Annotated in this window: 33 protein-coding genes and 1 pseudogene; 19 read left to right on the top strand and 15 right to left on the bottom strand. The window is 67.1% G+C overall.

Going from position 1 to position 26,783, the window contains the following annotated elements; all coding sequences use genetic code 11:
* Positions 1-22 precede the first annotated feature (22 nt).
* From ACN2C7_RS01055 to ACN2C7_RS01070, 4 genes are all read left to right on the top strand, one after another.
* Positions 23-532, top strand: a complete 510-nt coding sequence (locus ACN2C7_RS01055; protein WP_419319345.1) for a PaaI family thioesterase — start codon at positions 23-25, stop codon at positions 530-532.
* A complete protein-coding gene (locus ACN2C7_RS01060; protein WP_419319346.1) occupies positions 529-948 on the top strand; it encodes a PaaI family thioesterase in 420 nt (139 codons plus the stop codon). The genes ACN2C7_RS01055 and ACN2C7_RS01060 overlap by 4 nt, the downstream gene beginning before the upstream one ends.
* Before the next feature lie 72 nt (positions 949-1,020).
* A complete protein-coding gene (locus ACN2C7_RS01065) occupies positions 1,021-1,146 on the top strand; it encodes a DUF2256 domain-containing protein (protein ID WP_419321516.1) in 126 nt (41 codons plus the stop codon).
* A gap of 134 nt (positions 1,147-1,280) precedes the next feature.
* Positions 1,281-1,379, top strand: a complete 99-nt coding sequence (locus ACN2C7_RS01070; protein ID WP_419319347.1) for a hypothetical protein — start codon at positions 1,281-1,283, stop codon at positions 1,377-1,379.
* A gap of 35 nt (positions 1,380-1,414) precedes the next feature.
* On the opposite strand, the gene ACN2C7_RS01075 is transcribed toward ACN2C7_RS01070, so the two are convergent.
* Complete coding sequence (locus ACN2C7_RS01075) at positions 1,415-2,323, bottom strand: histone deacetylase (protein ID WP_419319348.1); 909 nt, start codon at positions 2,321-2,323, stop codon at positions 1,415-1,417.
* 79 nt (positions 2,324-2,402) lie between these two features.
* On the opposite strand from ACN2C7_RS01075, the gene ACN2C7_RS01080 reads away from it, so the two are divergent.
* On the top strand, positions 2,403-3,257 hold the full coding sequence (locus ACN2C7_RS01080) for an acyl-CoA thioesterase (protein WP_419319349.1): 855 nt from the start codon (positions 2,403-2,405) through the stop codon (positions 3,255-3,257).
* A 7-nt stretch (positions 3,258-3,264) separates the two neighbouring features.
* Here the strand turns inward: ACN2C7_RS01080 and ACN2C7_RS01085 are convergent, their stop codons facing one another.
* The 5 genes from ACN2C7_RS01085 to ffh all read right to left on the bottom strand — a co-directional run bounded on the left by ACN2C7_RS01085 (position 3,265) and on the right by ffh (position 7,554).
* Positions 3,265-4,029 carry an ORF6N domain-containing protein gene (locus ACN2C7_RS01085; protein ID WP_419319350.1) on the bottom strand — a complete coding sequence of 255 codons (765 nt, stop codon included), beginning with the start codon at positions 4,027-4,029 and terminating at the stop codon, positions 3,265-3,267.
* Between the two features lie 138 nt (positions 4,030-4,167).
* The gene (locus tag ACN2C7_RS01090; protein ID WP_419321517.1) at positions 4,168-4,746 is read right to left on the bottom strand and encodes an NUDIX hydrolase; all 579 of its coding nucleotides are present in this window, start codon (positions 4,744-4,746) and stop codon (positions 4,168-4,170) included.
* Between the two features lie 31 nt (positions 4,747-4,777).
* Positions 4,778-5,359: a ribosome maturation factor RimM gene (gene rimM, locus ACN2C7_RS01095; protein ID WP_419319351.1), complete on the bottom strand. Its 582-nt coding sequence runs from the start codon at positions 5,357-5,359 to the stop codon at positions 4,778-4,780.
* 56 nt (positions 5,360-5,415) lie between these two features.
* Positions 5,416-6,006 carry a 30S ribosomal protein S16 gene (gene rpsP, locus ACN2C7_RS01100; RefSeq protein WP_419319352.1) on the bottom strand — a complete coding sequence of 197 codons (591 nt, stop codon included), beginning with the start codon at positions 6,004-6,006 and terminating at the stop codon, positions 5,416-5,418.
* A 24-nt stretch (positions 6,007-6,030) separates the two neighbouring features.
* On the bottom strand, positions 6,031-7,554 hold the full coding sequence (ffh, locus tag ACN2C7_RS01105; protein WP_419319353.1) for a signal recognition particle protein: 1,524 nt from the start codon (positions 7,552-7,554) through the stop codon (positions 6,031-6,033).
* Between the two features lie 277 nt (positions 7,555-7,831).
* On the opposite strand from ffh, the gene ACN2C7_RS01110 reads away from it, so the two are divergent.
* A complete protein-coding gene (locus tag ACN2C7_RS01110; protein WP_419319354.1) occupies positions 7,832-8,599 on the top strand; it encodes a class I SAM-dependent methyltransferase in 768 nt (255 codons plus the stop codon).
* Here the strand turns inward: ACN2C7_RS01110 and ACN2C7_RS01115 are convergent.
* Positions 8,596-9,102: a DUF1993 domain-containing protein gene (locus tag ACN2C7_RS01115; protein WP_419319355.1), complete on the bottom strand. Its 507-nt coding sequence runs from the start codon at positions 9,100-9,102 to the stop codon at positions 8,596-8,598. The genes ACN2C7_RS01110 and ACN2C7_RS01115 overlap by 4 nt on opposite strands.
* 121 nt (positions 9,103-9,223) lie before the next feature.
* On the opposite strand from ACN2C7_RS01115, the gene ACN2C7_RS01120 reads away from it, so the two are divergent.
* On the top strand, positions 9,224-9,655 hold the full coding sequence (locus tag ACN2C7_RS01120) for a CBS domain-containing protein (RefSeq protein WP_419319356.1): 432 nt from the start codon (positions 9,224-9,226) through the stop codon (positions 9,653-9,655).
* A 70-nt stretch (positions 9,656-9,725) separates the two neighbouring features.
* Here the strand turns inward: ACN2C7_RS01120 and mdh are convergent, their stop codons facing one another.
* Positions 9,726-10,688, bottom strand: coding sequence for a malate dehydrogenase (mdh, locus tag ACN2C7_RS01125; protein WP_419253449.1), 963 nt, complete (start codon positions 10,686-10,688; stop codon positions 9,726-9,728).
* 132 nt (positions 10,689-10,820) lie between these two features.
* Between mdh and ACN2C7_RS01130 the strand changes: the two genes are divergently transcribed.
* On the top strand, positions 10,821-11,870 hold the full coding sequence (locus ACN2C7_RS01130) for a MaoC family dehydratase (RefSeq protein ID WP_419319357.1): 1,050 nt from the start codon (positions 10,821-10,823) through the stop codon (positions 11,868-11,870).
* A complete protein-coding gene (locus ACN2C7_RS01135) occupies positions 11,863-12,288 on the top strand; it encodes an HIT family protein (RefSeq protein WP_419319358.1) in 426 nt (141 codons plus the stop codon). The genes ACN2C7_RS01130 and ACN2C7_RS01135 overlap by 8 nt, the downstream gene beginning before the upstream one ends.
* Here ACN2C7_RS01135 and ACN2C7_RS01140 read toward each other — a convergent pair.
* Together ACN2C7_RS01140 and ACN2C7_RS01145 are read right to left on the bottom strand one after the other, a co-directional pair.
* Positions 12,285-13,304, bottom strand: coding sequence for a hypothetical protein (locus tag ACN2C7_RS01140; protein ID WP_419319359.1), 1,020 nt, complete (start codon positions 13,302-13,304; stop codon positions 12,285-12,287). The genes ACN2C7_RS01135 and ACN2C7_RS01140 overlap by 4 nt on opposite strands.
* A gap of 9 nt (positions 13,305-13,313) precedes the next feature.
* Positions 13,314-14,189, bottom strand: coding sequence for an HpcH/HpaI aldolase/citrate lyase family protein (locus ACN2C7_RS01145; protein ID WP_419319360.1), 876 nt, complete (start codon positions 14,187-14,189; stop codon positions 13,314-13,316).
* A gap of 126 nt (positions 14,190-14,315) precedes the next feature.
* Here ACN2C7_RS01145 and ACN2C7_RS01150 point away from each other — a divergent pair, with 126 nt between their 5' ends.
* Together ACN2C7_RS01150 and ACN2C7_RS01155 are read left to right on the top strand one after the other, a co-directional pair.
* Entirely contained in the window at positions 14,316-14,696 is a 381-nt protein-coding gene (locus ACN2C7_RS01150; protein WP_419319361.1) for a DUF2237 family protein, read from the top strand.
* A 252-nt stretch (positions 14,697-14,948) separates the two neighbouring features.
* Positions 14,949-15,213 (top strand): annotated as a pseudogene (locus ACN2C7_RS01155) (hypothetical protein); the annotation flags it as partial.
* Between the two features lie 171 nt (positions 15,214-15,384).
* Here ACN2C7_RS01155 and thpR read toward each other — a convergent pair.
* Positions 15,385-15,921 (bottom strand): RNA 2',3'-cyclic phosphodiesterase, encoded by a 537-nt coding sequence (gene thpR / locus ACN2C7_RS01160; RefSeq protein WP_419319362.1) that lies wholly within the window; start codon positions 15,919-15,921, stop codon positions 15,385-15,387.
* Between the two features lie 5 nt (positions 15,922-15,926).
* Complete coding sequence (locus tag ACN2C7_RS01165; protein WP_419319363.1) at positions 15,927-16,979, bottom strand: aldo/keto reductase; 1,053 nt, start codon at positions 16,977-16,979, stop codon at positions 15,927-15,929.
* 148 nt (positions 16,980-17,127) lie between these two features.
* Here ACN2C7_RS01165 and ACN2C7_RS01170 point away from each other — a divergent pair, with 148 nt between their 5' ends.
* Together ACN2C7_RS01170 and ACN2C7_RS01175 are read left to right on the top strand one after the other, a co-directional pair.
* Positions 17,128-17,877, top strand: a complete 750-nt coding sequence (locus tag ACN2C7_RS01170) for a Bax inhibitor-1/YccA family protein (RefSeq protein WP_419321518.1) — start codon at positions 17,128-17,130, stop codon at positions 17,875-17,877.
* Between the two features lie 126 nt (positions 17,878-18,003).
* On the top strand, positions 18,004-18,378 hold the full coding sequence (locus tag ACN2C7_RS01175; protein WP_419319364.1) for a hypothetical protein: 375 nt from the start codon (positions 18,004-18,006) through the stop codon (positions 18,376-18,378).
* A gap of 3 nt (positions 18,379-18,381) precedes the next feature.
* Here the strand turns inward: ACN2C7_RS01175 and ACN2C7_RS01180 are convergent, their stop codons facing one another.
* From ACN2C7_RS01180 to acnA, 3 genes are all read right to left on the bottom strand, one after another.
* Positions 18,382-18,723, bottom strand: coding sequence for a DUF2794 domain-containing protein (locus ACN2C7_RS01180; protein WP_419319365.1), 342 nt, complete (start codon positions 18,721-18,723; stop codon positions 18,382-18,384).
* A 535-nt stretch (positions 18,724-19,258) separates the two neighbouring features.
* The gene (locus ACN2C7_RS01185; RefSeq protein WP_419319366.1) at positions 19,259-19,984 is read right to left on the bottom strand and encodes a DUF1223 domain-containing protein; all 726 of its coding nucleotides are present in this window, start codon (positions 19,982-19,984) and stop codon (positions 19,259-19,261) included.
* 143 nt (positions 19,985-20,127) lie between these two features.
* Complete coding sequence (acnA, locus tag ACN2C7_RS01190) at positions 20,128-22,815, bottom strand: aconitate hydratase AcnA (RefSeq protein ID WP_419319367.1); 2,688 nt, start codon at positions 22,813-22,815, stop codon at positions 20,128-20,130.
* Positions 22,816-22,992: 177 nt separating this feature from the next.
* On the opposite strand from acnA, the gene ccmA reads away from it, so the two are divergent.
* The 6 genes from ccmA (at position 22,993) to ACN2C7_RS01220 (ending at position 26,767) form a co-directional block, all read left to right on the top strand.
* Entirely contained in the window at positions 22,993-23,607 is a 615-nt protein-coding gene (ccmA, locus tag ACN2C7_RS01195) for a heme ABC exporter ATP-binding protein CcmA (protein ID WP_419319368.1), read from the top strand.
* Positions 23,604-24,269: a heme exporter protein CcmB gene (gene ccmB, locus ACN2C7_RS01200; protein WP_419319369.1), complete on the top strand. Its 666-nt coding sequence runs from the start codon at positions 23,604-23,606 to the stop codon at positions 24,267-24,269. Before ccmA ends, ccmB begins: the two co-directional genes overlap by 4 nt.
* Positions 24,270-24,502: 233 nt before the next feature.
* Positions 24,503-25,117 carry a Spy/CpxP family protein refolding chaperone gene (locus tag ACN2C7_RS01205; protein ID WP_419319370.1) on the top strand — a complete coding sequence of 205 codons (615 nt, stop codon included), beginning with the start codon at positions 24,503-24,505 and terminating at the stop codon, positions 25,115-25,117.
* Between the two features lie 214 nt (positions 25,118-25,331).
* Positions 25,332-26,069, top strand: coding sequence for a heme ABC transporter permease CcmC (gene ccmC, locus ACN2C7_RS01210; RefSeq protein ID WP_419319371.1), 738 nt, complete (start codon positions 25,332-25,334; stop codon positions 26,067-26,069).
* A gap of 15 nt (positions 26,070-26,084) precedes the next feature.
* Positions 26,085-26,255 carry a heme exporter protein CcmD gene (ccmD, locus tag ACN2C7_RS01215; RefSeq protein WP_419319372.1) on the top strand — a complete coding sequence of 57 codons (171 nt, stop codon included), beginning with the start codon at positions 26,085-26,087 and terminating at the stop codon, positions 26,253-26,255.
* Complete coding sequence (locus ACN2C7_RS01220) at positions 26,252-26,767, top strand: DsbE family thiol:disulfide interchange protein (protein WP_419319373.1); 516 nt, start codon at positions 26,252-26,254, stop codon at positions 26,765-26,767. The genes ccmD and ACN2C7_RS01220 overlap by 4 nt, the downstream gene beginning before the upstream one ends.
* Positions 26,768-26,783: the final 16 nt, after the last annotated feature.

Raw genomic sequence — 26,783 nt, forward strand, 5'->3', positions numbered from 1 at the left:
GCGGGCTGCTAATCATAGCCGCATGAGCGAAGACAACGAACAAACCCGGATGATCGCCACGGCGATGAACGAGGGCAGCCCGCAGGCCCGGGCCCTGGGCTTCACCACCCTGAAGATCGGCGACGCTGTAGCGATCCTGAAGGTGCCCTATCGGCCCGAGATCGTCGGCGACCCCGAGACCGGCGTCATCGCCGGCGGGGTGATGACCACCCTGCTGGACCATGCCAGTGGTCAGGCCGTGCATGCGGCCCTGGAGACCTGGACCTCGATCGCCACCCTGGACCTGCGCATCGACTATATGCGCCCCGCCGAGCCGGGTCGCGACGTTATGGCCCGCGCCCACTGCTACAAGATCACCCGCTCGGTGGCCTTCGTCCGCGCCGTCGCCTACGAGGACGACCCGGAAGATCCCGTGGCGACCGCCCAGGCGACCTTCATGCTCGACAGCAGCGCCGGCAAGAAGGCCGGGGCCAATCTGAAGCCTTCACGCTCTGGCCCGCCGGCCGCCAAAAAGACGGGAGACGCCGCATGAGCGACGCCGACAACCGCCTGGTCGCCGTCCTGGGCTCGATCCCCTACGCCAAGTTCCTGGGGATCACCGCCGAACTGGCCGGTGACGAGATGACCGCCATCCTGCCGTTCTCCGACCACATCGTCGGCAATCCGATGCTGCCGGCCATCCATGGCGGCGTGCTGGGCGCCTTCATGGAAATGACGGCCCTGGCCCAGCTGTCCGTGGCCGCGCCGCTGAAGCGCCAGCCGCGCACGGTGGATGTCTCGATCGAATATCTGCGCTCGGGCCGGCCGGTGACCACCTATGCCCGCGCCACGATCAAGAAACTGGGCCGGCGGGTCGCCAACGTCCATGTCGAGGCCTGGCAGGAAACTCGCGCCGCACCGATCGCCACGCTGCGGGGCATCTTCCTGGTGGCCCAGTCCGAAGAGTAGGGGGAGGGATTGACCCGGGGCCGGGCCTCGCGCGGCGGACGCGATGGCGGCAAGGCCGTCCGCAAGGGCGATCTGCCCTCCAAGCCGTGCCTGACCTGCGGTCGGCCGTTCACGTGGCGAAAGAAGTGGGAAGCGGTATGGGACGAAGTAAAATATTGCTCCGACCGGTGCCGATCACATAAAATTACACCAATGTAATGCTAATTGATGGCTGGAAGTTTCTTAAAAAGCCTTCATGACGCAAAGGTAACGGGTATTCACCAAACGGCGGGCCTATATCTCTTTTCACCGGACGCGAACAACCGCGGCGGCCAACAAAAGGGATCAAGACCATGACCATCAAGACCAACGCCGTCGCCGGCTTCGCCACCCTGGTTCTCGCGGTTCTGCCGCTCGTCGTTATCGTCGGTTCGCTCGCCACGAGCTTCTAAGTGACCGCCGCATAGCTCCACCGGGCTTGCCGCCCTCAGGCCTTGAAGGCCTCAAGGGCAGCCCGGTGGAGAAGGGCGTGACGATGCGCCAGTCGATCGATGTCGGCGTCGTATCCGCCGCCGATCACCCCCGCCACGGGGATCTGCCTTTCCAGACAACAGCCCAGAACGAACGCCTCGCGCCGCGCCAGGCCGTCGTCGCTCAGGGACAGACGCCCCAGCTTGTCATCCGCATGTGGATCGACCCCGGCGTTGAAAAACACCAGATCCGGCGCCTCGCGCGCCAGCAGCGCCGGCAGGATCTCCGCCAGCCTGGCCAGATAGGCCTCGTCGCCGGTTCCGTCGGCCAGGTCGATATCCAGATCGCTGACCGCCTTGCGGGCCGGAAAGTTCTTCTCGGCGTGCATCGAGAACGTGAAGACGTTGGGATCGCCCTCGAAGATCCGCGCCGTGCCGTCGCCCTGATGCACATCCAGATCCACCACCAGCGCCTTGCCGATCGCGCCCTCGGCCAGCAGGCGTCTGGCCGCAACGGCGACGTCGTTGAACACGCAGAAACCCGCCCCGCTCTCAGCAGAGGCGTGATGGCTGCCTCCGGCCGTGTTGCAGGCGATGCCATGCTCCAGCGCCAGCCGGGCCGTCAACAAGGTGCCGCCCGTCGCGGCTAGCGCCCTAGTGGCGACGGACTCGCTGTTGGGCATGCCGATGCGGCGCACGATGTCGGCGGGCAGCGACTGCTCGATCACGCCACGCACATAATCTTCCGTGTGGACCAGCCGCAGGGTTTCGACGTCGACCGGCTCTGGAAGATGAAATCCATCGGCTCCCGGCAGGCCCTCGCGCTCCAGCACGGCGGCCAGCCGCGAGAACTTGTCCATCGGAAACCGGTGCCCCGCTGGCATCTCGGCCCGGAAGGCAGGGTGGTGCACGATCGGTGGCGGCATGCGTAAACGATGGCGATCAGGACGACATGACGCAAGGTCGCGTCTTGCCCCGGCGGCGCTTGGGGAATAACCCATCGCCATGCAGACGCCCGAAAACCTCGCCGACATCCTCGACCTCGAAGCCATCGAGGTGAACCTGTTTCGCGGAACCAGCCCCAATGACGGCTTTCCGCGCATTTTCGGGGGCCTCGTCATCGCCCAGGCCCTGCTGGCCGCCTACAAGACCGTGCCCGAGCGGATCTGCCATTCGCTGCACGCCTATTTCATCCGCCCCGGCGATGTGAACGCTCCGGTCCTCTATGAGGTCGAGCGCGCCCGCGACGGCGGCACCTTCACCACTCGCCGGGTGGCCGCGATCCAGCATGGCGAGCAGATCTTCAACCTGGCCTGTTCGTTCCAGACGCCCGAGGAGGGCTTTGAGCACCAGTCGCCGATGCCCGCCGCTCCGGCGCCAGAGGATGTTCAGACCGAGGGCGACTTCCTGCGCAGCCTGGGCGACCAGGTCCATCCCAAGATGCTGCGCTTCCTGGACAAGCCGCGCCCGATCGACATCCGCTGGGTCGACCCGCAGAACCCGGTCAAGCCCGAGAAGAAATCGGGCACCAAGGAGGTCTGGATGCGGGCCTGCGCCCCGATTGGCGATGATGTGAAGATGCAGCAGGCGGCCCTGGCCTATGCCTCTGACATGGCCTTCATGGAAAGCGCCCTGCGTCCCCACGGCCTGATCTGGACCACGCCCGGCCTGCAGTCGGCCAGCCTGGACCACGCCATGTGGTTCCACCGGCCCTTCAACTTCAATGACTGGACCCTGTTTGCCCAGGACAGCCCCAGCGCCTCGCAGGGTCGCGGCATGGTGCGCGGCCAGATGTTCAGCCAGGACGGCACGCTTCTGGCCTCGGTGGCGCAGGAATGCCTGATGCGGATCAAGAAGTAGGCGGGCTCTAACCGCCCAGCCGTTCCAGGACCCCGACGAACCGGTCGATATCGCCCCCGGTCATCGCGCGCTCGGCTTCGATCACCAACTGGAGCTTGCGCGCCAGGACACGCAATTCGATTTCGCCGGCCTCGGCTTGGGTCTTGGCGGCGGTCGCCTTGCTGGCCTCGGCTTCCGCCAGAAGCTTGGTCGCCCGGGCTGCGAGTTCCTCATTTTCCAGACCGGCGCGCGACAGCCGATCCTTCAGATGGGCGATGGAGCGGTCCAGCAGGTCCTGGGCCTCTTCCCGGACGGAGGCGCCGTGACGCTGGTTCACCACCGAGTCGAGCACCGCCGCCATGGCTTGGGTCAGCCTGGGGATCAGGCCGTTTCCAACACTCACGCCGTTGGTGATTTGCGGTGAGGCATCCTGCCTTCGACGCGCACTGACGAAGACCTCGACGACCATCTTCATCGCGGCGACGGCGGAATCGGATTTCAGAACGGTCGCAGCCATGACCACGCCGTGTTCGGTGAAGGCCCACGGCCGTGTCCGTCGCCCACCTCGGGAGTTTGATATCGCATTTTGCGATATCAAACGGGCGAACTCCTCAGCCGTCAGTTGGAAGGCATAGCCCTCGAACCGTGCGGCGTTTCGGCGGATCTGTTCGTTGAGGCGCCGGGTCTCGACTCCGAACAGAGCGGCGATCGCGTCGTCGAGGACGACACTCTGGCCCCGGATCTGATGGATATGGGCAAACGCCCTGTCGGCGGCGGGTAGATCGACGGGCATAGGGCTCGAAATCGCTTTGAGAGTGTCGTTTGCAACACTCTCTCTTTGATTGATTTCGAGATCAATCTTCTTGCGCCGACCCTTCGGCCAGGCTCATCGGCCCTTCGGTATAGCTGGCGCAGGAATGCCCGATGCGGATCAAGACCTGGCCGGGTTCGCTAGGCTGATTGACGCCACGCCGGCTTGAGCCAGGCCGCGCAGGAGTGAGGCGACCTGCATGCCGACGGTCAGCTCGCCGGCCAGGGCCATCCGCAGCGCCTCGGCGGCCGGGACCCAGAGCCTCTCGATCCGCTCGGTCGGGTCGTCCTTGGGCTCGGCGACCTTCGCCACCTGACACGCCAGGACGATGTGCGTGCGGTTGGAATGGGTGCCGGCGTTGGCCCGCGTTTCGCCGACCAGGGTCAGAACCCCGGCGCATCCTGTCTCTTCCAGCAGTTCCCGCCTGGCGGCCTGCAGCGGATCGGCGTCGGCCGGCTCCATGCCGCCGGCGGGCAGTTCGATCGACATCCCGCCCAGGCCATGCCGGTACTGCTTGACCAGCAGCACGTTGTCGGCGGCGTCCAGAGCGATGATCTCGACCCAGTCGGGATAGTCCAGCACGTAGTAGGGGGCGACCACCGCGCCTTCGTCCGTGACGCAATCATCAGCGCGAACGGCGATCCAGCGATCCTTGTGAACATAGCGCGAGGCGGTGACCCGCCACTTTCCGTCGGTCACCATGTCCTCGAACTCCTGGGATCGGCCGTCGTCAGTCGTAGTGGCGCTCGGCGCCGTCGCTGTCGTCGGCCTCTTCGACCGGACCTTCCGGTTCTCCCACCAAGGCGGGCGGATCGGCGAGGATCAAACGTTCCTGGATCTTCACGTCGGGAACGGCCGCGCGGGTGAAGGGCAGGAACCAGGTCTGGCCGCCGAGGGCGGGCTGGATCTCGAGCAGGTCGCCGGCTCCGAAGTTCTGCACGCTCTTGACCGAACCCAGCAGGGCATTGTCGGAGATGTGGCGAACGGCCAGGCCGACCAGGTCGGTCAGGTAGAATTCATCCTCGTCCGGCTCGGGCAGGGATTCCCGGGGGACATACAGGCGCAGGCCGCGCAGGGCGTCGGCGGCCTCCTTGGTCTCGATCCCCTTGCAGCGGGTGACGAGGCCTTCCTTGGCCACGCGGGCCGAGACGATGGTCAGGGCCGGCGAGCCATCCTGGCGCAGCAGCGCCTTGAAGCCGGCCAGGCTCATCGGCTCTTCGGTATAGGTGGCGATCTTCACCTCGCCGCGCACGCCAAAGCCGCCGGAGACGCGGCCGACGAGGATCAGGTTGGCGGGGGAGGGGGTGCTCATCGAAGATGTTGCATCGCCGCCCCGATCCGAAGACCGGGGCGACAGCGCAAAAGGCCTTAGCCTTCGGTCTTTTCAGCTTCGGCGGCCGGAGCCTCTTCAGCGGCGGCTTCAGCGGCCGGAGCTTCTTCGGCAGCGGCTTCTTCGGCGGGGGCTTCTTCAGCAACCGGCTCGGGGGCCGGGGCAGCGGCGGCTTCGGCAGCAGCGGCGGCGGCGGCTTCAGCAGCAGCTTCGGCAGCGGCCTTGGCGTCTTCAGCAGCCTGGACGGCAGCGGCGGCGGCGTCTTCAGCGGCCTTCACGTCGGCGGCCTTGCGGTCTTCGTCGCGTTGAGCGCGCTCGGTGATGCGCTCCTGGGCCTTCTTGCCCGGCGCGCCCTTTTCAGGGTTGTTGCCGTGGGTCCACGAGCCGATGCCCTGAGCGGCCAGGAAGCGCGCGACGCGGTCGGTCGGCTGGGCGCCCTTGGCGATCCAGGCCTGGATCGACTCGATCTTCAGGGTGACGCGAGCGGCGTCGTCCTTCTTGAGCAGCGGGTTGTAGGTGCCGACCTTTTCGATGAAACGGCCATCGCGCGGCGAGTGGCTGTCAGCAACGACGATCGAGTAGTACGGGCGCTTCTTGGCGCCGCCACGGGCGAGACGGATCTTCAGCATATCGGTAGTCCTTGAGTTCGAGTTCTATTTCTTGAACGGGTTGAAACCGGGCGGCAGACCGCCGCCCAGGCCGGAAAGGAGGTTCGGCTTGGCGTCGCCGCCACCGCCGAGACCGGGAAGACCCGGCAGGCCTCCCGCGGAATTCTGTTGATCGGGCGCGGCCTGCTTGCCGCCCCCCATGGCTTTCAGGCGCGACATGTCGCCGCCGCCCATCATGCCGGCCATCCGGGCCAGGCTCTTGCCGCCGTCCTTGGACATGGCCTTGAACATGTCGGCCATCTGGCGGTGCTGCTTCAGCAGACGATTGACCTCGGCCACGTCGACCCCGGCGCCGGCCGCGATGCGGCGCTTGCGCGAGGCGGCCAGGATGTCGGGCTTCCTGCGCTCCAGCTTGGTCATCGAGCTGATGATCGCCTGCTGGCGCAGGAACACCTTGTCGTCGATGCCGCTTTCGGCGATCTGCTTCTTGGCCTTCTGGACGCCGGGCAGCAGGCCCATGATGCCCTGCATGCCGCCCATCTTCTGCATCTGCGACAGCTGCGACGACAGGTCGTTGAGGTCGAACTGGCCCTTGGCCAGCTTCTTGGCCATGCGCTCGGCTTCGGCATGGTCCAGATCGGCGGCGGCGCGCTCGACCAGGGCGACGACATCGCCCTGACCCAGGATGCGGCCGGCCACGCGGCGGGCGTCGAACACGTCTAGCGCGTCGACCTTTTCGCCGGCGCCCAGGAACTTGATCGGCAGGCCGGTGACGTGGCGCATCGACAGCGCCGCGCCGCCCCGGCCGTCGCCGTCGGCGCGGGTCAGGATCAGGCCGGTCAGGGGCAGGCGTTCGTGGAAGGCCTTGGCGGTGCGGACCGCGTCCTGGCCGGTCAGGCTGTCGGCGACCAGCAGGGTTTCGGACGGCTGGGCGATGCGGGCGATTTCCGCCGCTTCGCTCATCATCGCCTCGTCCAGCGTGGTGCGGCCGGCGGTGTCGAGGATCAGGACGTCATAACCGCCGAGGCGCGCGGCGCTCATGGCGCGCTTGGCGATGTCGACGGCGCTCTGGCCGGCGACGATCGGCAGGCTCTCGACCTCGACCTGCTTGGCCAGCATGGCCAGCTGTTCCATGGCGGCCGGACGGCGGGTGTCGAGCGAGGCGACCAGCACCTTCTTGCGCTCGGTCTTGGACAGACGCAGGGCCAGCTTGCCGGTCGTGGTGGTCTTGCCCGAGCCCTGCAGGCCGGTCATCAGGATCACCGACGGCGGGTTCAGGGCCAGGTTCAGGCCGGTGGGCTCTTCGCCGCCCAGCATGTCGACCAGACCGTCATAGACGATCTTGACCACCTGGTCGGCCGGCTTGACCGAGCGGATGACGGCCTCGCCCGAGGCCAGTTCCTTGGCCTTGGAGATGAAGTCCTTGACCACCGGCAGGGCGACGTCGGCTTCCAGCAGGGCGACGCGGACCTCGCGCAGCGCCTCGTCGATATCCTTTTCGGACAGCACGCCGCGACCGCCGAGGCGGTCGAATACGCCGGAGAGCCGCTCTGTAAGGCCGTCGAACATGTCGAACCCTGTTTGAACCCAAATCTCCAAACGCAATCAGCCCCCATGGACGATCACGTCGATGGGGGTCCTCGCCGTCCTCGTCCAGATGGATCCCGCGCTAGCGGGCTGGGGTCGTGACGGTAGAGGCGCTGCTGATGAAGCGCCGGAAGGGCGCGCTTATGCACAGAAAATGGCGAAGAGTCAAAGCCGGCCATCGAGACGCCGCGTCTGGACAAGTCAGCGATCCGTCGTTCAGGTTCACGCTCCGATCCCGATCACCGCTCAAGGCGAACGAATGGCCCCGACCACCCGGCCGTACTATTCCAGCAAGGGCCTCTCGGCGGTTCACTACGATCTGCTGACCGCCGCCGACAAGACGCTGTCAGGCGATCTGGACGTCTATGCCGGGCTTGCCAAAGGCCCCAGCCAAATCCTGGAGCTCGGGGCCGGAACGGGCCGGATAGCGTTGGAGCTGGCCAAGCGCGGGCATTCCGTTCTGGGCCTCGACATCGCGCCCGCCATGCTCGACCAGGCCGAGGCCAAGCGAAAGGCCCTGGACCCTGAAACGGCCGCCCGCCTTCGGTTCAAGCTGGGCGACATGGCCTCGCTGTCGCTGGGCGAGACCTTCGACCTGGTGCTGTGCACCTATTTCACCCTGGCCCACGTGCCGGCCGGCGCGTCCTGGAGGAATACGTTCAAGGGCGTGGCGCGACATCTGAAGCCCGGCGGACTGGCGGCATTTCACCTGCCCTTGGAAGACCGGATGCGAGAGGCGCCGCCGCCGTCCGACAAGCCTGTCTTCCTGCACGCCCTCGAGGGCGGCGGTCACGTCGCGCTGTACATCCTGGAGCATGGCTTCAATCCCAAGCTCGGACGGATGGATCTGGTGCTGGACTTCGTGACCAAAGCCGCCCCTGGCGCCGCGGCGACGCACAGCCACGAGCGGCTGACCTATTACCTCGCCGACCCGGTCCCGTTCGCGCAAGCGGCGGGACTGGAGGTCGCGATGGCCCCGATCGATATCAGCGGGGTCGGGGCCATCCACGTTTTCCGAAAACCCTAGACGGTCCCGAGATAGTCGCGCTTGCCGACTTCAACCCCGTTCTTGCGCAGGATCGCGTAGGCGGTGGTCAGGTGGAAGAAGAAGTTCGGCTGCGCCTGGGTCTGGAAATAGGCCAGGCCCTTGACCACACTGGTTTCACCGCGACGCGTCAGCGTGATGTCGCGGTCCTCGGCGCCTTCGAACTTGCTGGCGTCCAGACCTTCGACATAGGCGATGGCGCGGTCGACCCGGGCGATCAGGTCGGCAAAGCCGGTTTCGGTGTCGTCCCAGGCCGGCACGTCTTCACCGGCCAGGCGCGCGCAGCAGCCCTTGGCGAAGTCGGTGGCGATCTGCACCTGGCGCAGAAGCGGGAACATGTCGGGATACAGCCGGGCCTTCAGCAGGGCGTCGGCGTCCCAGCCCTTGGCTTCGACCTGGGCGGACGCCTTGGTCAGCACGCCCTTCAGACCCTTCAGGCCCTGGACGAAGACGGGAACGCTGGCCTGGTGCATGGAAAGGGTCATGGAAGCTCCGCTGGAAGGTGTGGCGCACAGATAGGGCGGACGCCTCCTGAGAGGAAGCGCGGAACGCCTGGCGATCGGCGGGGGTTTAGACAGTTCGAGTTCAAACCACGAGGTTACCCCCATGAAAGTCAGCGACGCCATGACCGGTCAGGTCACCACCGCCGCCCCGACCGATACGGTCCGCAAGGTGGCCCAGATGATGGCCCATGTCGAAACCGGTGCGATTCCTGTCGTCGACAGCGGCAAGGTGGTGGGCCTGGTCACCGACCGCGATATCGTTCTGCGCGTGGTCGCCGAAGGCCGCAGCTTCGACTCGCCGATCTCCGAGGCCATGACCGAGGGCGAGGTCCATAGCGTCAAGGAAGACGACGTCCTGGCCGACGCCACCGCCAAGATGGCCAGCCACCAGATCCGTCGCCTTGTGGTGCTCAACGACGCCGGCGCCCTGACGGGCATTCTCTCGCTGGGCGACGTGGCCAAGGACTATGGCGCCAAGCAGGTCGGCAAGACGCTGGAAGACATCTCCGCCGAGCCGGGCGACGCGGCGCACTAGTCGCTATCGGCCATGAAAAAGGGCGGCTCCGCGAGGAGCCGCCCTTCGTCATTCAGACTCAAGTCAAAGCCTAGACCAGCGAGGGGTCGATGGCCTTGCAGGCTTCCATCAGGCCCTTAACCGAGGCGACCGAGGCGGCGAACATCGCCTTCTCTTCGTCGTTGGTTTCGAACTCGACGATCTTTTCAGCGCCGCCGGCGCCGATGACGACCGGCACGCCGACATAGAGGCCGTCCAGGCCGTACTGGCCGGTCAGGAAGGTGGCGCACGGCAGGACGCGCTTCTTGTCCTTCAGATAGCTGGTAGCCATGGCGATGGCGCTTTCAGCCGGAGCATAGAAGGCCGAGCCGGTCTTCAGCAGGGCGACGATCTCGCCGCCGCCGCCGCGGGTGCGCTTGACGATGCCGTCGAGCTCTTCCTGGGTCATCCAGCCTTGCTTGACCAGTTCCGGCAGCGGCAGGCCGCCGACCGTCGAGTGACGGACCATCGGGACCATGTCGTCGCCGTGGCCGCCCAGGGTCCAGGCATGGATGTCTTCGACCGACACGCCGGTCTTTTCGGCCAGGAAGTAGGCGAAGCGCGCCGAATCCAGGACGCCGGCCATGCCGATGACCTTTTCCTTGGGCAGGCCCGAGAACTGCTGCAGCGCCCAGACCATCGCGTCGAGCGGGTTGGTGATGCAGATGACGAAGGCGTTGGGGGCGTGAGCCTTGATGCCTTCGCCGACGGCCTTCATGACCTTCAGGTTGATGCCCAGCAGGTCATCGCGGCTCATGCCCGGCTTGCGCGGCACGCCGGCGGTGACGATGCAGACGTCGGCGCCGGCGATGTCGGCATAGTCGTTGGCGCCCTTGAGGCTGATGTCCTTGCCAAACACCGCCGAGGCTTCGGCCAGGTCGAGGGCCTTGCCCTGCGGCGTGCCTTCGCTGATGTCGAACAGGACGATGTCGCCAAGCTCTTCGCGAGCCGCGATGTGAGCCAGGGTGCCGCCGATCATGCCGGCGCCGATAAGGGCGATCTTCGCGCGAGCCATAGGGTCTCCGTCAGGACTGTGGATGAAAATTCTCGCGGCGGTCTACGCCCGGAGCGGCCAAGCCTCAAGCCCCCTTTCCCGTTTCGCTGCACTGCGGCAAGACTGTCTGAACAACGATAAGGACGCGCAGGGATGAGCAAGACCGACCCCGGGAACTATTTCGAGGACTTCCGGCTGGGCCAGGTGCTGGTCCACGCCACGCCGCGCACGGTTACAGCGGGCGATGTGGCGCTTTACACCGCCTTCTACGGGCCGCGCTTTTCGCTGTTTTCGTCCGACGAGGTGGCGCGGGCCAGCGGCCTGCCCGCCGCGCCGGTGGATCCGCTGATCGCCTTCCACATCGTGTTCGGCAAGACCGTGCCCGACATCAGCCTCAACGCCGTGGCCAATCTCGGCTATGCCGAGGGCCTGTTCCTGGCCCCGGTCTATCCGGGCGACACCCTGATGGCCGAGTCCGAGGTCATCGGGCTGAAGGAAAATTCCAACCGCAAGACCGGCGTCGTCTATGTGCGGACCACCGGGACCAACCAGCGCGGCGAGCGCGTGCTGAGCTATGTGCGTTGGGTCATGGTCCGCAAGAAGGACGCCGAGGCCGAGATCCCCGAGCAGGCGACGCCGAAACTGGCCGACGCCGTGGCGGCCGCAGACCTGATCATCCCCGCGACCCTGGACTTCTCGAAATACGATTACGCCCTGGGCGGCGCGCCGCACGCTTTCGAGGACTACGCGATCGGCGAGCGGATCGACCATGTCGACGGCATGGCCATCGAGGAGGCCGAGCACGCCATGGCCACCCGGCTGTGGCAGAACACCGCCAAGGTCCACTTCAATCAGTTCGAGCGCGCCAAGGACCCGTCGGGCCGGCGGCTGGTCTATGGCGGCGTGGTGATCTCGACCGCCAAGGCCCTGTCGTTCAACGGCCTGCAGAACGCCGGCCTGATCCTGGCGATCAATGGCGGCCGCCATGTCAGCCCCTACTTCGCCGGGGCCACGGTGTTCGCCTGGAGCGAGGTGCTGGACAAGGCCGACCTTGGAGACGGCGTCGGGGCCCTGCGGCTGCGGCTGGTGGCGACGAAGGACCGGCCCTGCGACGACTTCCCGGGCAAGGACGAGGCGGGGGTCTATAACGAGCACGTCATCCTCGACTTCGACTATTGGGCGGCGGTCCCGAAACGTGGCTGAGTTCGGTCTGGACCCGGCCTTTGTCGCCACCTCGCAGGCGCTGGGCGACCTGCGTCTGTGCGAGGCCCGGCTGCAACGGGACGCCCGCTATCCGTGGATCGTGCTGATCCCGCGCCGGCCGGGTCTGCGCGAGATCGAGGACCTGTCGCCGGCCGACCGCATCGCCCTGATGGACGAGATCGTCCTGGCCGGCGACGCGGTTCGCGCCGTCGGCGCGGCGCTGGGCCTGGCGGTCGACAAGCTGAATGTCGGCGCCCTGGGCAATGTCACCCCGCAGCTGCACGTCCACGTCCTCGGCCGCCGGCTCGGCGATCCGGCCTGGCCGGGGCCGGTCTGGGGCCACAGTCCCGCCGAGGCCTTCGCGCCGACCGCCCTTGAGGCGGCGGTGGTGGCGGCGAAGACAGCCCTGAACCTCTAGCGAAGCTGCGGCGTCTTCTTGGCCGGGGCTTTCTTCTTGCTCGCCGTCGCCTTGCCCTTGCGAGCCGGGGTCGCCTTGGCCTTGGAGCCTTTCTTGCCCTTGGCCACGGCCTTGCCTTTCGCGCCGCTCTTCTTGGCGGCGGTGGCGCACTTGGCCTTGGCGGCCTTCAGCGCCTTGCCGGTCTTGCCCTTGGTCGAGCAGACCGCCGCCCGAGCCGGGGTCGAGCGGGCCGGGGCGGCGCGGGGCGCGCCCCAGATCACCGGTCCGCGGCCCTGGATCACATAGCCCGGCGGCAGGCTGGGCGGGGCCTCGCGATCGGCGATCACCGTCTGGTCGACGCCGGCCTCATGGAGGTTGCCGCTCCAGCGGGTCGCGCCGGCCGGGCTGAGGCTCAGCACGGTGGACGGACCGCCCCTGGGGCTGAAGCGCACGACCAGGTCGGAGCCAGACCGCTCGACGCTGTCGATCAGGCCGGTCGATCCGACCGCGCCGGACCGGCGCACGTCGCGCCAGGCGCCTTCGACCGGGCCATAGCCGCCGGCCGGGTCGACGATCTGCAGCGTGTAGAGGGTCGATCCGTCAGGCCCCGACACCTTCCAGCCGCCATCCAGCGGACCTTGCAGGCCCTGGGCGGCGACGATCGAGCCTTTGACCCGCATCTCGTAGATCCGCTCGGCGGGCACATAGCTGCCCTGCGGCACGGCATGGTCGCCGTCCGGCGGGAAGGAGACAGAGGGCGGTTCCGGCGTGGGAATCGGCAGGATGGTGGGCTTGTGATAGGGCGCCTGAGCGGTCGGCTGGGCGTCTTCCTCGTCGGTCGTACCGGTCTGGGTGATCAGGTCGCCCAGCGGATCAAGGGCGACGGGGACCGACTGGCCGGCCGCCGGATCCGGCGGGGTCGGCAAGGGATCCGCCGATAGGGCAGGGGCCACCGTTTGCGGCGCGGTCGCCACCGGCGACTCCTGAGCCAGAACCGGCCCGGCGAACAGCGCGAAAAGAAGAGCCAGAGCCCGCATCAACAGATCCTAACCGACCCTGGCGGCGATGGCGTCCGCGACCAGGACCAGGCGCTCGGCCTGGGCCAGATGCAGGCGCTCGGCCATCTTGCCGTCGACCCGCAAGGCCCCTCTGCCCGCATTTTCGGGCGCCTTGAAGGCGGCGATCACCGCTTGGCTCCAGGCGATCTCGTCGGCGGACGGCGAGAACACCCGGTTGCAGATCTCAAGATGCTTGGGGTGGATCAGGGTCTTGCCGTCAAAGCCGAAGTCGACGCCCTGGACGCAGACCGCCTCCAGCGCCTCCAGATCCTCGATGTCGTTGTGCACCCCGTCCAGGATGGTCAGGCCATGGGCCCGGGCGGCGGCGACCGACAGGGTCAGCAGCGGCAGGAACGGCGCGCGGTCCGGCGTCTGGCGGGCCCGCATCTCCTTGGCGAAGTCATTGACCCCCATCACGAAGGTCGACAGCCGCGTGGACCGGCTGGCGGCGGCGATCTCCCACAGGTGGAAGGCGGCCTTGCCGGTCTCGATCATGGTCCACAGCCGCGTTGCTGGCGGCGCAGCATGCAGGGCGGCGTTGTAAACCCGCACATCGCCGGCGTCGTTGATCTTGGGCACCAGCACCGCGTCGGGGCCGGCCTCGGCGGCGGCCGCGAGATCTTCGGCGCCCCAGGGGGTGTCGAGGCCATTGGTGCGGATCACCACCTCGCGGGACCCGAACCCGCCGGCCTTGACGGCCGCCACGGCCGCGTCGCGGGCCGCTTCCTTCATCTCGGGGGCGACGGCGTCCTCGAGGTCGAGAATGATCACGTCGGCGTCCAGGGTGCGCGCCTTCTCGACCGCCTTGGCGTTCGAGGCGGGCATATAGAGAGCGCTGCGGCGCGGCCTGGCGACGGTGGACATGCAAAATTCCCTGCGGTCTTTTCTTATACAGCCTTCTTAATCACGCGCGGGCCACGGCAAAAGCAAAGACGTTCGACGCGCGCTAATCTTGGTCACGGATCGGGCGAAGCGGGATAGGATCGCCGCATGACCACGCGCTATGACGAGAACGCCCGCAATGTTCTGGGCGGGGAACTGATCCCCTGCTCCCTGAACCCGGTGACGGGCTTTTACCGCAACGGCTGCTGCGAGACCGGTCCGCACGATCTGGGCCTCCATACGGTCTGCGCCGTGATGACCGACGAATTCCTGGCCTTCTCTAAGGCCGCCGGCAACGACCTCTCCACCCCCCGCCCCGAATTTGCCTTCCCGGGCCTGAAGGCCGGCGACCGCTGGTGCCTGTGCGCCGGCCGCTGGAAAGACGCCCTCGACGCGGGCCTGGCCCCGCCGGTGGTGCTGGAGGCGTCGCACGAGGAGATGCTGGCGATTGTTCCGCTGGGGGTGCTGAAGGATCACGCGGCGGTTTAGGGGACACGGATTCTCAGCCTCGCGCGGAAACCGCCGAGTTGGTGGGAAGGGTCGCGGAGCGTCCGGACCACGTCCGGATGAAGAAGTAGAAATACCGTTTCGACGAAGCCGTCCGCTCCGCGTCATCGTTATCCGTCAGCGTCCCAGCGGGTGGCCCAGTTGGGGCCTTACCGGAACTCGCCTGTCGGGTTTCCCCGGCAGAACGAAGGTCGGGGGGCGTGGGGCCAATTCTGACCAACACTCGCCTTGATCCCCATCCACGCCGACGGCGGGCGGGTCCTGCAACGCCAGGATCCCCGGACCGGTCGAGTATCCCCCTCGACCCCAGCCCCGCTCGATCACCCCCCGCCGCCGCAATGGTCGCTGGCCTTGCGCCCTTTCCTCGCGACGAGGTGAGGACAGAATACGGGAGGTTTCAGCGCGTCGGATAAGTTTGCTGCACGCCCGCGCAAGTCCCCGTTCTATCGACCCTCTCCCAGAGGGAGAGGGAGGGACCCACGCTTGCGTGGGAGGGTGAGGGGTTACACCCTAAACCGTTGTCGCACCTGGGATCTTGCCCTGTCCGGAAGGGCTTCGCAAACCCCTCATCCTCCCACGCCTGCGGCGCGGGCCCCTCCTTCTCCCTCTGGGAGAAGGTTTCAAATCCCCGCGCCTATCCGGGGACGGCGCGATCGCAATCCCCGTGGTCTCAGCCCAGCGGATACTCCCGCTCCAGCCGATAGGCCGAGCCCTCGCCGCCCAGCCAGCTGGAATAGAGCCCGAAGCGCTCCACGCGGAACGGCGGCGAATGCAGCAGGTTGTTGGCCTGGACCCAGGCGCCGACCTCGGGAACGGCCGGACGCTTGAGATAGGCCAGGGTGACATGCGGGGTGTAGAGCCGCGCCTCGGGTTTCAGGCCGACTTCGCGCGCGGCCCGTTCGTTGGCCTTGGCCAGTCCGCGCAGGTCGCGGCTTTCCCCCACGCCGGCCCAGACGGCGTGGATTTCGACGCCCTCGCCGAAATGGCCGACGCCGACCAGCTCCAGATCAAAGGCCGGGGCCTCGATCTGGGCCAGGGCCTCGTCCAGTTCGGCGGCCACCGGCTCCTGAACATCGCCGATGAACTTCAGCGTGATGTGAAAGGCCTCCTGTGGCCGCCAGCGCGCGTGCTCGATGCCGTGCTGACGGGTCAGCAGGCCCTGGCCGATTTCGGGCGGCACGGCGATGGCGGTGAACAGGCGCAGCATGGATGTCAGGGGCAGGGGTTGGGCTGGGCGGCGTGGATGGCGTTGACGGCCTTTTCCAGTTCGTCGGTCCAGGTCAGGTCGAAGGCGTCGATGGCGACCTTCAGCTGGTCCATCGAGGTGGCGCCGATGATCGTCGAGGTCACGAACTGGCGCGCGTCGCAGAACTTCAGAGCCAGCGTAGCCGGATCGATCCCGAACTTGCCGGCCAGGTCGACATAGGCGCGGATCGCGGCTTCCGCCCCCGGGCCCTCATAGCGCTGCATGCGGTTATAGAGCGCCTTGCGCGAACCCTCGGGCAGGGCGCCGTCCAGATATTTGCCGGTCAGGGCGCCTTGAGCCAGCGGCGAATAGGCCAGCAGCCCGACCTGTTCGCGCATGGCGATCTCGGCCAGGCCGTATTCGAACGTGCGGTTGGCCAGGTGATAGGCGTTCTGGATCGAGGCGATGCGCGGCAGGCCGCGACCTTCGCTTTCGGCCAGGAAGCGCATCACGCCCCACGGGAACTCGTTGGAGACGCCGATGGCGCGGATCGTCCCCTTCTTCACGTGGGCGTCGAGGGCCTCGAGGATGTCGCCGAAGGTCTCGTAGTCCTGCTCATAATCCTTGAAGGTCTGGCCGCCGAACACCCGCACCGGACGGTCGGGCCAGTGCAGCTGGTAGAGGTCCAGATAGTCGGTGTTCAGGCGCTTGAGAGAGTTTTCAACCGCCTCGTCGATCTGGGCCCGGGTGTGCCGGGTGGAGGCGCCGTCGGCGCGCATCCAGGTCAGGCCGCCAAAGGCGCTGCCGCGACCGGCCACCTTGGAGGCCAGGACGATCTGGTCGCGCTTGCCGGTCTTTTTCAGCCACGCGCCGATGTGGCGCTCGGTATTGCCCTGGGTCTTGGGATCGGGCGGGCTGGAATACATCTCGGCCGTGTCCCAGAAATTGACCCCGCGCTCGAGCGCGTAGTCCATCTGGGCGTGGGCCTCCTCTTCGCTGTTCTGCGAGCCCCAGGTCATGGTGCCCAGGCAGCAGCGCGAGACCATCACGCCGGTCCGTCCCAGTTCCGAATAATCCATTCGCGCGTCCGCCCTTTTTTGTTTGCTCTGGCCTAATTACGCGGTCCGGCGCGGCCTGCAACAGCCGTCCCTTGCGCGAAGCCCCGCCCATGCCAATATTGGTATGGCGTCCATTTCGGACGCGATCAATCAGAAGGGCTTTCCCTCGATGAACGACCTCAACCGCGGCTATGCGCGCTCGATCCCGGTGGATCGCGCCGACATGTCGGTTGACGCCGGCCTGCGCAGCTTCATGCTCGGCGTCTACAACAAAGTGGCGTTGGGCCTCGTCCTGTCGGGCGCTCTCGCCTACATCACGTCTTCCGTTCCGGCGGTCCGCGACCTCATGTTCGTGGTCGAGGGCGGTCGTCTGATCGGCGTGACGCCCATCTACATGATCGTGGCCTTCGCGCCGCTGGTCCTGCTTCTGGTCGCCGGCTTCGCCCTGCGCAACCCCAAGCCCCAGACCGCCGGCGCCCTGTACTGGACCATCGTCTCGCTGATCGGCGCGTCGCTGGGCTCGGTGTTCCTGCGTTACACCGGCGAGTCGGTCGCCTCGACCTTCTTCGTCACGGCGGCGGCCTTCGGCGGTCTCAGCCTGTTCGGCTACAGCACCAAGAAGGACCTGACCGGTTTCGGCAGCTTCCTGATCATGGGCGTCTTCGGCCTGGTCATCGCCTCGATCGTCAGCATCTTCTTCAAGAGCCCGGCCCTGGTCTTCGCGATCAACGTCCTGGGCGTGCTGATCTTCTCGGGCCTGATCGCCTATGACACCCAGCGCCTGAAGATGACCTATTACGAACTGGGCGGCGACACCGCAGCCCAGAGCGTGGCCACCAATTTCGGCGCGCTGAGCCTGTACATCAACTTCGTCAATCTCTTCCAGTTCCTGCTGTCGCTGTTCGGCAACCGCAACTAGGCTTGAGTGAAGTCTGAAACGACGAAGCCCCGGCGGGACACCGCCGGGGCTTTTTCGTGGGCGGGCCTCGACGGGCCGGGCGGTCGGGACCATGCTGGCGGCGGGGACAGTTCTGAGGACTTGTTGATGCGCGCCTTGACCCTTCTGGCCGGCCTGATCCTGATCGCCACCACCGGCGGCGCTCACGCCGAGGCGGTGGGCCTCAAGCCCTATGCGATCCCGGCCAGGGCCCCGATGATGTCGCTGACGCGGGACGCGGCGATGCAGAACTCCAGGCCGGATCTGTCTGTGCCGGTGCGCTACGCCAACGCCCCCGTGCAACTGCCCCGAGGGATCGCCAGGACCTCGGTGGAAAGCCGCATCGCGGGCGACGGCCCCGTGGCCTCGGCCGGGGTGCTGTGCGGCCTCAAGCCCAGCGCCGACTTTAGCGGCATGGGCACGGCGCGCGGCTATGACAATGACGGCCGGTTCGTGGGCGCCAAGCTGGCGTTTACGTTCTAGCCCTCAGTCGACCACCGAGAACTTGCCCTTCTCGAACAGCTTCAGCACCTGGGCCAGTTCGTGGCCGCGCTTGAGGATCATGCCCCCCTGGCCGATCACCGCCCAGGCGCCCTGCTTGCGGGCCAGGGCCGGGCGCTTCTCGACGCGATAGAGCGGGGCCTCGGCCGCGTGGCGGAAGATCGAGAACACCGCGCAGTCGGACAGGCCGGCGATGCCGTAGTCGCGCCATTCGCCGGCGGCGACCATGCGGCCATACAGGCGCATGAGCGTATCGAGCTCGCGCCGCTCGAAGAAGGTCACGCCACCGGGCGAGGGGGCGGACGGAAACTGCGGATCCAACGCCATCGGACGAATCCTAACCCCAGTCCGCCCGGTTTGGCGAGCGTGGCGTGGCGGTCACGCCTCGGGAAATTGCTACATGACGGTCACGACGCGCCGCGAAAGGACCTTATTTTCGACCTTCGGCCGCCTGTTTGGTCGGCCAGTTTATCGGTGTCGGCTGATCGGACATCTCACGGTCCTGGATCCTGAACAGCCCCCCCAGCCCCCCTTGATCGCGGGCCGGTCGGCCGACAGAGCTAACCATCCCCCCAATGAGTCCGCGCGGTCCTTCCCCCCTACCGCGCGGGCTTTTTGCTGCCTCGTCGCCAGGCCGCAGGCCTGGCCTGCCGCCTTGAAAGGACCTTGGTTTGGTCGTGGTCGCGCCTGTTTCGGACCCGATAAAGCAAGGGTCAGCCGACCGGCTTCGGGATCGGGGCCCTGAACAGCCCCCCCAGCCCTCTCCGGTTTCGAACCGGTTTGCTGACGAACAAGCCCTCTCCAAAAGAGCCCGCGCGATTGCCCCCTCGGTCGCGCGGGTTTTTGCTGTGCGGGGCCTAGATCAGCGCTCGGCGGTGTCGAGCACGCCGATGATGCGGCCGCCCTTGGCGCCCTGGACGATGATCACCGTCTGCAGCTCGGCGTCTGCGGCCGCCGGCAGGCGGTACAGCTTGGGACGGCCGGACCACGGTCCCAGCCGAACCAGCTCGCGCACCACATTGCGGTGGACCAGGGTCTGGCCCTTGTTGTCGCCGCGCTTGACGGCGATCTCCTGCTCGCGCGGATCAAACCGCACCAGCCACACCTCGCCGCCGCCGCGCGGGGCGGGGCCCGAGCCGACCGCGACGCGGGTCTTGCCGACAAATTCCATGTCCGGCGGATTGGACGGGGCCTTGGCGGCGGTCTTGATCAGGTCTTCGACGGCTTCGGCCTTGGCGCCCGAGGCCTGGACGCGGCCGCCGACCACCATCTGGGGCGTGGGCACGTCGCGCAGGGCGAATTTCTTGACATAGGCCCGCTGGCGCTCGGCGAAGACCGGCTTGGCGAAGGTGTCCTTCCAGCCCAGATAGTCCCAGTAGTCGACCGAATAGGTCAGGGCCAGAACGTCGTCGCGCTGGGCCAGGTCGGCGGCCAGCTGGTTGGCCTTGCCGCAGGACGAGCAGCCCTGGGCCGTGAACAGCTCGACAACCACGGGCAGCCGGACCACCGGGGCCTTGGCGGCCCAGGCGGAGGTGGCGGCAAGGCCCGAGAGAGCCAGACAGAACAGGGAAAGGGCGGCCTTACGCATTGCGCGCCACTTAAGCCAAGATCGCGGGTCTAGGCCGTTCACGAGGCCGTGAAGGCCAAGTTCTTTTGCGAAAGTTCGCGCCACAAACGAAAACGGCCCGCCGGATCGCTCCGGCGGGCCGTTTCCTTGATGCCGGCGCTGCGTTAGTCGGCCTTGGCCAGGTTGCGCAGCACGTAGTTCAGGACGCCGCCGTTCTTGAAATATTCAAGCTCGGTCGGGGTGTCGATGCGGCAACGGACCGGGAAGCGGGCGATGCGGCCGTCGGTCGGGCGATAGAGCTCGACGATCAGCTGCTTGCGCGGGGCCAGATCGGTGAGGCCGCGGATCGAGACGATCTCCTCGCCGGTCAATTCCAGCTTCTGCCAGCCGTCCTGGATGAACTGCAGCGGCAGAACGCCCATGCCGACCAGGTTCGAGCGGTGAATGCGCTCGAAGCTTTCGGTGATCACCGCGCGGACGCCCAGCAGCTTGGTGCCCTTGGCGGCCCAGTCACGCGACGAGCCGGTGCCGTATTCCTTGCCGGCGAAGACCACCGAGGGGCGACCCTCTTCCTGGTACTTCATGGCCGCGTCGTAGATCGACATCACCTGGCCCGACGGGAAGTGCTTGGTGACGCCCCCTTCGATGTCCGGGGTGATGCGGTTGCGGATGCGGATATTGGCGAAGGTGCCGCGCATCATGACCTGGTGGTTGCCGCGACGCGCGCCGTAACCGTTGAAGTCGATGGGCTGCACGCCGTTGTCGACCAGGTACTGGCCGGCCGGGCTGGAGGTCTTGATCGAACCGGCCGGGCTGATGTGGTCGGTGGTGATCGAGTCGCCGAACACGGCCAGGACGCGGGCTTCCACGATGTCGGTGACCGGAGTCGGGGTCATCGACATGTTGGGGAAGTAGGGCGGGTTCTGGACGTAGGTCGAGTCACCTTCCCAGGCGTAGGTCTGGCCGCCGGTGATCTTGATGCCCTGCCAGTTCTTGTCGCCCTTGAAGACGTCGCCGTAACGGCTGGCGAACATCTTTTCGGTGACCGACTTGCGCTGCAGGACGGCGATGTCTTCGTTCGAAGGCCAGATGTCCTTCAGGAAGACGTCGTTGCCCTTCTTGTCCTGGCCCAGCGGCTGGGTGGCCAGATCGATCTTCATCGAACCGGCCAGGGCGTAGGCCACCACCAGCGGCGGCGAGGCCAGGTAGTTGGCGCGAACGTCGGGGTTCACGCGGCCTTCGAAGTTGCGGTTGCCCGACAGCACCGAGCAGGCGACCAGATCGTGGTCAGCAATGGTCTTGCTGATGGCTTCCGGCAGCGGGCCCGAATTGCCGATGCAGGTGGTGCAGCCGTAACCCACCAGGTTGAAGCCCAGGGCGTCGAGGTGCTTGGTCAGGCCGGCCTTGAGCAGATAGTCGGTGACCACCTGCGAGCCGGGGGCCAGCGAGGTCTTCACCCACGGCTTGACCTTCAGACCCTTGGCGACCGCGTTCTTGGCCAGCAGGCCGGCGGCGATCAGCACCGAGGGGTTGGAGGTGTTGGTGCACGAGGTGATGGCCGCGATGACCACGTCGCCGTGACCGACGTCGAAGTTCTCGCCTTCGACCGGGGCGCGCAGCTCGGGGTTTTCGGCCTTGCCGAATTCACCGGCCAGCGACTCGGCGAACTTGGACGCGGCGTCGGTCAGCAGAACCCGGTCTTGCGGGCGCTTGGGGCCGGCCAGCGACGGCAGGACGACCGACAGGTCCAGTTCCAGGGTGTCGGTGAAGGTCGGCTCGGGCGTGCCCGGCTCCCACCACAGACCCTGTTCCTTGGCATAGGCTTCCACCAGGGCGACGCGGGCGGCCTCGCGGCCGGTGCCCTTCAGATAGGCGATGGTCGCGGCCGAGATCGGGAAGAAGCCGCAGGTCGCGCCATATTCCGGAGCCATGTTGGCGATGGTCGCCTGGTCTTCCAGGGTCAGGTTGGCCAGGGCGTCGCCGTAGAATTCGACGAACTTGCCGACCACGCCCTTCTTGCGCAGCATCTGGGTGACGGTGAGCACCAGGTCAGTGGCCGTCGCGCCTTCCGGCATGGCGCCGGTCAGCTTGAAGCCGACGACTTCGGGGATCAGCATCGGGATCGGCTGGCCCAGCATGGCCGCTTCAGCCTCGATGCCGCCCACGCCCCAGCCCAGAACCGACAGGCCGTTGACCATGGTGGTGTGGCTGTCGGTGCCGACGACGGTGTCGGGATAGGCGAAGTTTTCGCCTTCGACCTCATTGGTCCAGACGGTCTGGGCCAGATATTCCAGGTTCACCTGGTGACAGATGCCGGTGCCGGGGGGCACGACGCGGAAGTTGTTGAAGGCCGACGAGCCCCAGCGCAGGAAGCGATAGCGCTCGATATTGCGCTCATATTCGCGGGCCACGTTGGCGTCGTAAGCCTTGGCGTCGCCGAAATTGTCGACCATCACCGAGTGGTCGATGACCAGGTCGACGGGGTTGAGCGGGTTGATCTTGGCCGGGTCGGCGCCGAGAGCGACCATGGCGTCGCGCATGGCGGCCAGGTCGACCACGGCGGGAACGCCGGTGAAGTCCTGCATCAGCACGCGGGCGGGACGGAAGCTGATTTCGTGCTCGACGGCGCCCTTGTTCTGCAGCCATGCGGCCACTGCCTTCAGGTCGGGTTCGTCGACGGACACGCCGTCTTCGTTGCGCAGCAGGTTCTCGAGAAGCACCTTCATCGAGACCGGCAAGGAAGAAACACCGGTCAGACCGGCTTCCTCAGCGGCGCGAAGGCTGTAATAGACGTAGGTCTTGCCACCGACGATCAGTTCGCGGCGGGCTTTAAGGCTGTCAACAGACGCCATTCGGGAGATCCCTTCTCTGTCCACGGCCGCCCGAAAACCACTCCCGGGATCGCGCGATCGAGGCGGACCCACAGCGTCCATCCCCGCGCCGCGTCCCCTGACAAGCTGGAGGGGGACGGCCGAGGGCTTCTTAGCGCTGCTAATGTTCAACGTCCATGCGCGGGACAAGGTCTTGGCATGTTGAGAACTGTTCTCATTAAAGATTTGGCCGTGTCTCGCGGCGAACGACGACTGTTTTCGGGCTTCAATCTGCGGATTGACGCGGGCGAAGCCGTGGAATTGACCGGTCGCAACGGGGCCGGCAAGACCAGCCTGCTGCGCGCCGTGGCCGGCCTGCTGCGGCCTGAAGCCGGCCAGATCGTCTTCGAGGATCACGAGCCGGAGACCGCCCGCGCCGAGCATCTGCACATGGTCGGCCACCAGGACGGCCTGAAATCCACGCGCACGGCCTGGGAAGAGCTGCGGTTCCAGACCCTGTGGTGCGGCGGCTCGCCGGCCACGGCCCGCCAGGCTGCCGAGCGGTTTGATCTGGTGCGCCTGCTGGATCTGGAGGTTCGCCGCCTGTCGGCCGGCCAGCGTCGCCGCCTGGCCCTGGCCCGGCTGGTCGCCAGTCCGCGCACCCTGTGGCTGCTGGACGAGCCGATGGCGCCGCTGGACTCCACCCATCGCCTGACCTTCGGGGCCCTGATGGCCGAGCACCTGGTGGGCGGCGGCATGATCCTGGCCGCCGTGCACGATCCCCTGCCGGTGGCCGCGCGCGTGGTCCCCATTGGGGCGGAGGTGGGCGCATGACCACCTTCCTGATCCTGCTGCGCCGCGAACTGGCCCTGGCCTGGGGCAAGGGCGGCGGGCCGCTGCTGGCCCTGGCCTTCTATGCCGGCGTGGTCACCCTGCTGCCGATGGCCACCGGCCGCGCGCCGGAAAAACTGGCCGCCATCGCCCCGGGGATCGCCTGGCTGGCCCTGGCCCTGTCGGCCCTGCTGTCGCTGGAGCGCCTGTTCGAACGCGATTTCGAGGACGGGGCGCTGGACCTCCTGAGCCTGGGTCCGGCTTCGCTGGAAGCGGTGGCCGTCGCCAAGTGCCTGGCCCAGTGGCTGGCCTCGGGCGCGCCCCTGGCCCTGGCGGCGCCCGTCGCGGCCCTGGCCCTGGGCGCCGATCCCAAGATCATTCCGCTGCTGGTGCTGTGCGGCCTGTTCGGCGGCCTGGCCTTCGCCTTTCTGGGCGGGCTGGGCGCCAGCCTGGCCCTGGGCAGCCGGCGCGGCGGCCTGCTGGTGGCGGTGATCGTGCTGCCGCTCTATGTGCCGCCGGTGATCTTCGGGGCCGGCGCCCTGGACGCTTTGGCCGGCGGCCTGCCGTGGACGGGCGGCCTGTTTCTGATGCTGGCCTATTGCACGGCGGCGGTGGCCTTAAGCCCCCTGGCCATGGCGGCGGCGTGCAGGAATGCGCTGGACTAGGTCATTCTGTCATCCCGGAAGCCTCGCAGAGGCTATCCGGGACCGCGGCGAGCTCGGCGCTTCCGGCGGTCCCGGCTCTCCGCTTCGCTGCGGCCGGGATGACAGGGCTGTTGGCGGTGAAGGGTCTGCCCCTCCCCGTCAAACCTGTAATATTGTTCATTCAAACTGACATTTTCGCGCCACAAGCCGATGGCCAAGCTCTCGCCAGATCTGGTTCCGAGGGAGAAACCATCATGCAGAAGTCCACGCGCCGCCTGGCCCTGGCCGCCAGCGCCGTTCTCGCCATCACCGCCGCTGCGGGGGCCGCCATGGCCCAGATGCCGCCGCCGCCGCCTCCGCCACCCCCCGCGCTGCCGCCCTTGCCGCCGCTGCCGCCCCTGGACGCCATGATGATGGGCGGCCACGACATGGCGATGAGGCATCACGGCAAGCCCGCCGATCCGGAAGCCCATGCCAAGCACCTGCGCGACGTGCTGCAGCTGCGCCCCGACCAGGACGGCGCCCTGAAGGCCTATGTCGAGGCCACCGCGCCGCAGAAGATGGCTGACGCCATGAAGTGGGACAGCAAGGACGAGGGCGACGACAAGCCTTTGACCACGCCCGAGCGCCTCGACCGGCAGGCCGCCCACATGACGAAAATGGCCGAGACCTTCCAGAAGCGCGCCTCGGCGACCAAGGCCTTCTATGCGGCCCTGTCGCCCAGCCAGCAAAAGGCCTTCGACGCCCTGGGCCCGCACGGCGGCGGCCCGCGCATGATCGTCAAACACCTCGACATCCGCCACGACGGTGCGCCGAAGGGGGAGCACCGGGAAGGACGCAAGACCATCATGAAGCACAAGGCCGGCTAGTGTGCTGGATCTGAAGTTCGCCAAGCGCTTGGATCTGGCTCCGAGCGAACTTCAAATCCAAAAGCACACTAGAAAATATAGGCTTGCTAGCGTCCTTTTCGAACCCGACGTTCGCTCCGGGCTTGCCACGAGCGCCTGCGAACGTCGGGTTCTGGACGCTGATAAGGGTCGATACTAATTGCGGGCGTTCATCGGGAGCTCTAATCAGCAATCCATGGACGCCCGACACCCGTTTGATTTCCTGACCAACCCCGAGCGGTTCATGGCCTTCTCGCGGTGGGCCGCGCCGATGTTCGGGGCCATCGCCGCCGTGCTGGCGGTCATTGGCCTGTATCTGACCTTCACGGTCCCCGAGGACTACCAGCAGGGCGACACGGTGCGGATGATGTTCATCCACGTGCCCGCCGCCATCATGAGCATGATGGTCTATCTGTTCCTGGGCGTTTCCAGCCTGCTGGCCCTGATCTTCCGCCACGCCCTGGCCGACGCCGCCGCTCGCGCCTGCGCGCCGCTGGGCGCGGTGTTCACGGCCCTGGCCCTGGTCACCGGCTCGCTGTGGGGCAAGCCGATGTGGGGGACCTGGTGGCAGTGGGACGCCCGGATGACCTCGGTGCTGGTGCTGTTCCTGTTCTATCTGGGCTACCTGGCCCTGCGCGGCGCGCTGGAGGACGAGCAGAAGGCCGCCCGCGCCGCCGCCATCCTCGCCCTGGTCGGCCTGATCAACCTGCCGGTGGTCAAGTTCTCGGTCGACTGGTGGAACACCCTGCACCAGGGGTCCTCGACCCTGTTCGCCCAGCCTGAAGACCGGCTGCCGGCCGTCTATCTGTGGCCCTGGGCCCTGATGACCCTGGCCTATCTGTCAGCCTTCGGGTCGCTGTGGCTGGTGCGGATCCGCGCCCTGGTCTGGCGGCGCAAGGCCCGCGCCCTGGCGCTGCGGATCGCTGAAACCTAGAGGCGGGGAGCTGAGATGGATTTCGACGCCGGAAAATACGCGATCTATGTCTGGCCCGCCTTCGGGATCACGGCCGTCGCCTTTGGCTGGATGATCCTCGACAGCCTGGCCCAGGCCCGCCGCTGGAAGGTCGAGCTGGAGCGCCTGCAGGCGCAGCTGGACGCCGCCAAGGATGTCGGGCCTTGAAGCGCTGGCTGGCCTTCACGCCGCTGATCGTACTGGCGGCCCTGGCGCTGCTGTTCGCCGGCTACGCCCTCAAGCGCGACCCCAAGGTCTCGCCCCACGCCATGGTCGGCAAGCCGATGCCGGCCCTGACCCTGCCAGAGCTGTCCAGCGGGCAGCCGACCGCCCTCAAGGATGTCACCCAGGGCGGCCCGGTGCTGGTCAATTTCTTCGCCTCCTGGTGCGCGCCCTGCGAGATCGAGCATCCGCAGCTGATGGCGCTGAACGCCCAGGGCGTGAAGATCATCGGCGTCGCCTACAAGGACGCCCCGCCCAACACCCAGGCCTTCCTGACCCGCCTGGGCGACCCCTTCGCCGCTCGGCTGGTGGATCGCAGCGGCGCCGCAGGCCTTGAGTTCGGCGTCACCGGCGTGCCCGAGACCTATCTGGTCGGCTCCGACGGCATGATCCTGGCCAAGCACACCGGCCCCCTGACGCCCGACGCGGCCGAGGATCTGCTGGCGAAGGCGCGCTAGTCCGCTCTTCCCGGCG

Origin of the sequence: Caulobacter sp. ErkDOM-E, from assembly GCF_048541895.1 — a bacterium.
Taxonomy (GTDB): domain Bacteria; phylum Pseudomonadota; class Alphaproteobacteria; order Caulobacterales; family Caulobacteraceae; genus Caulobacter.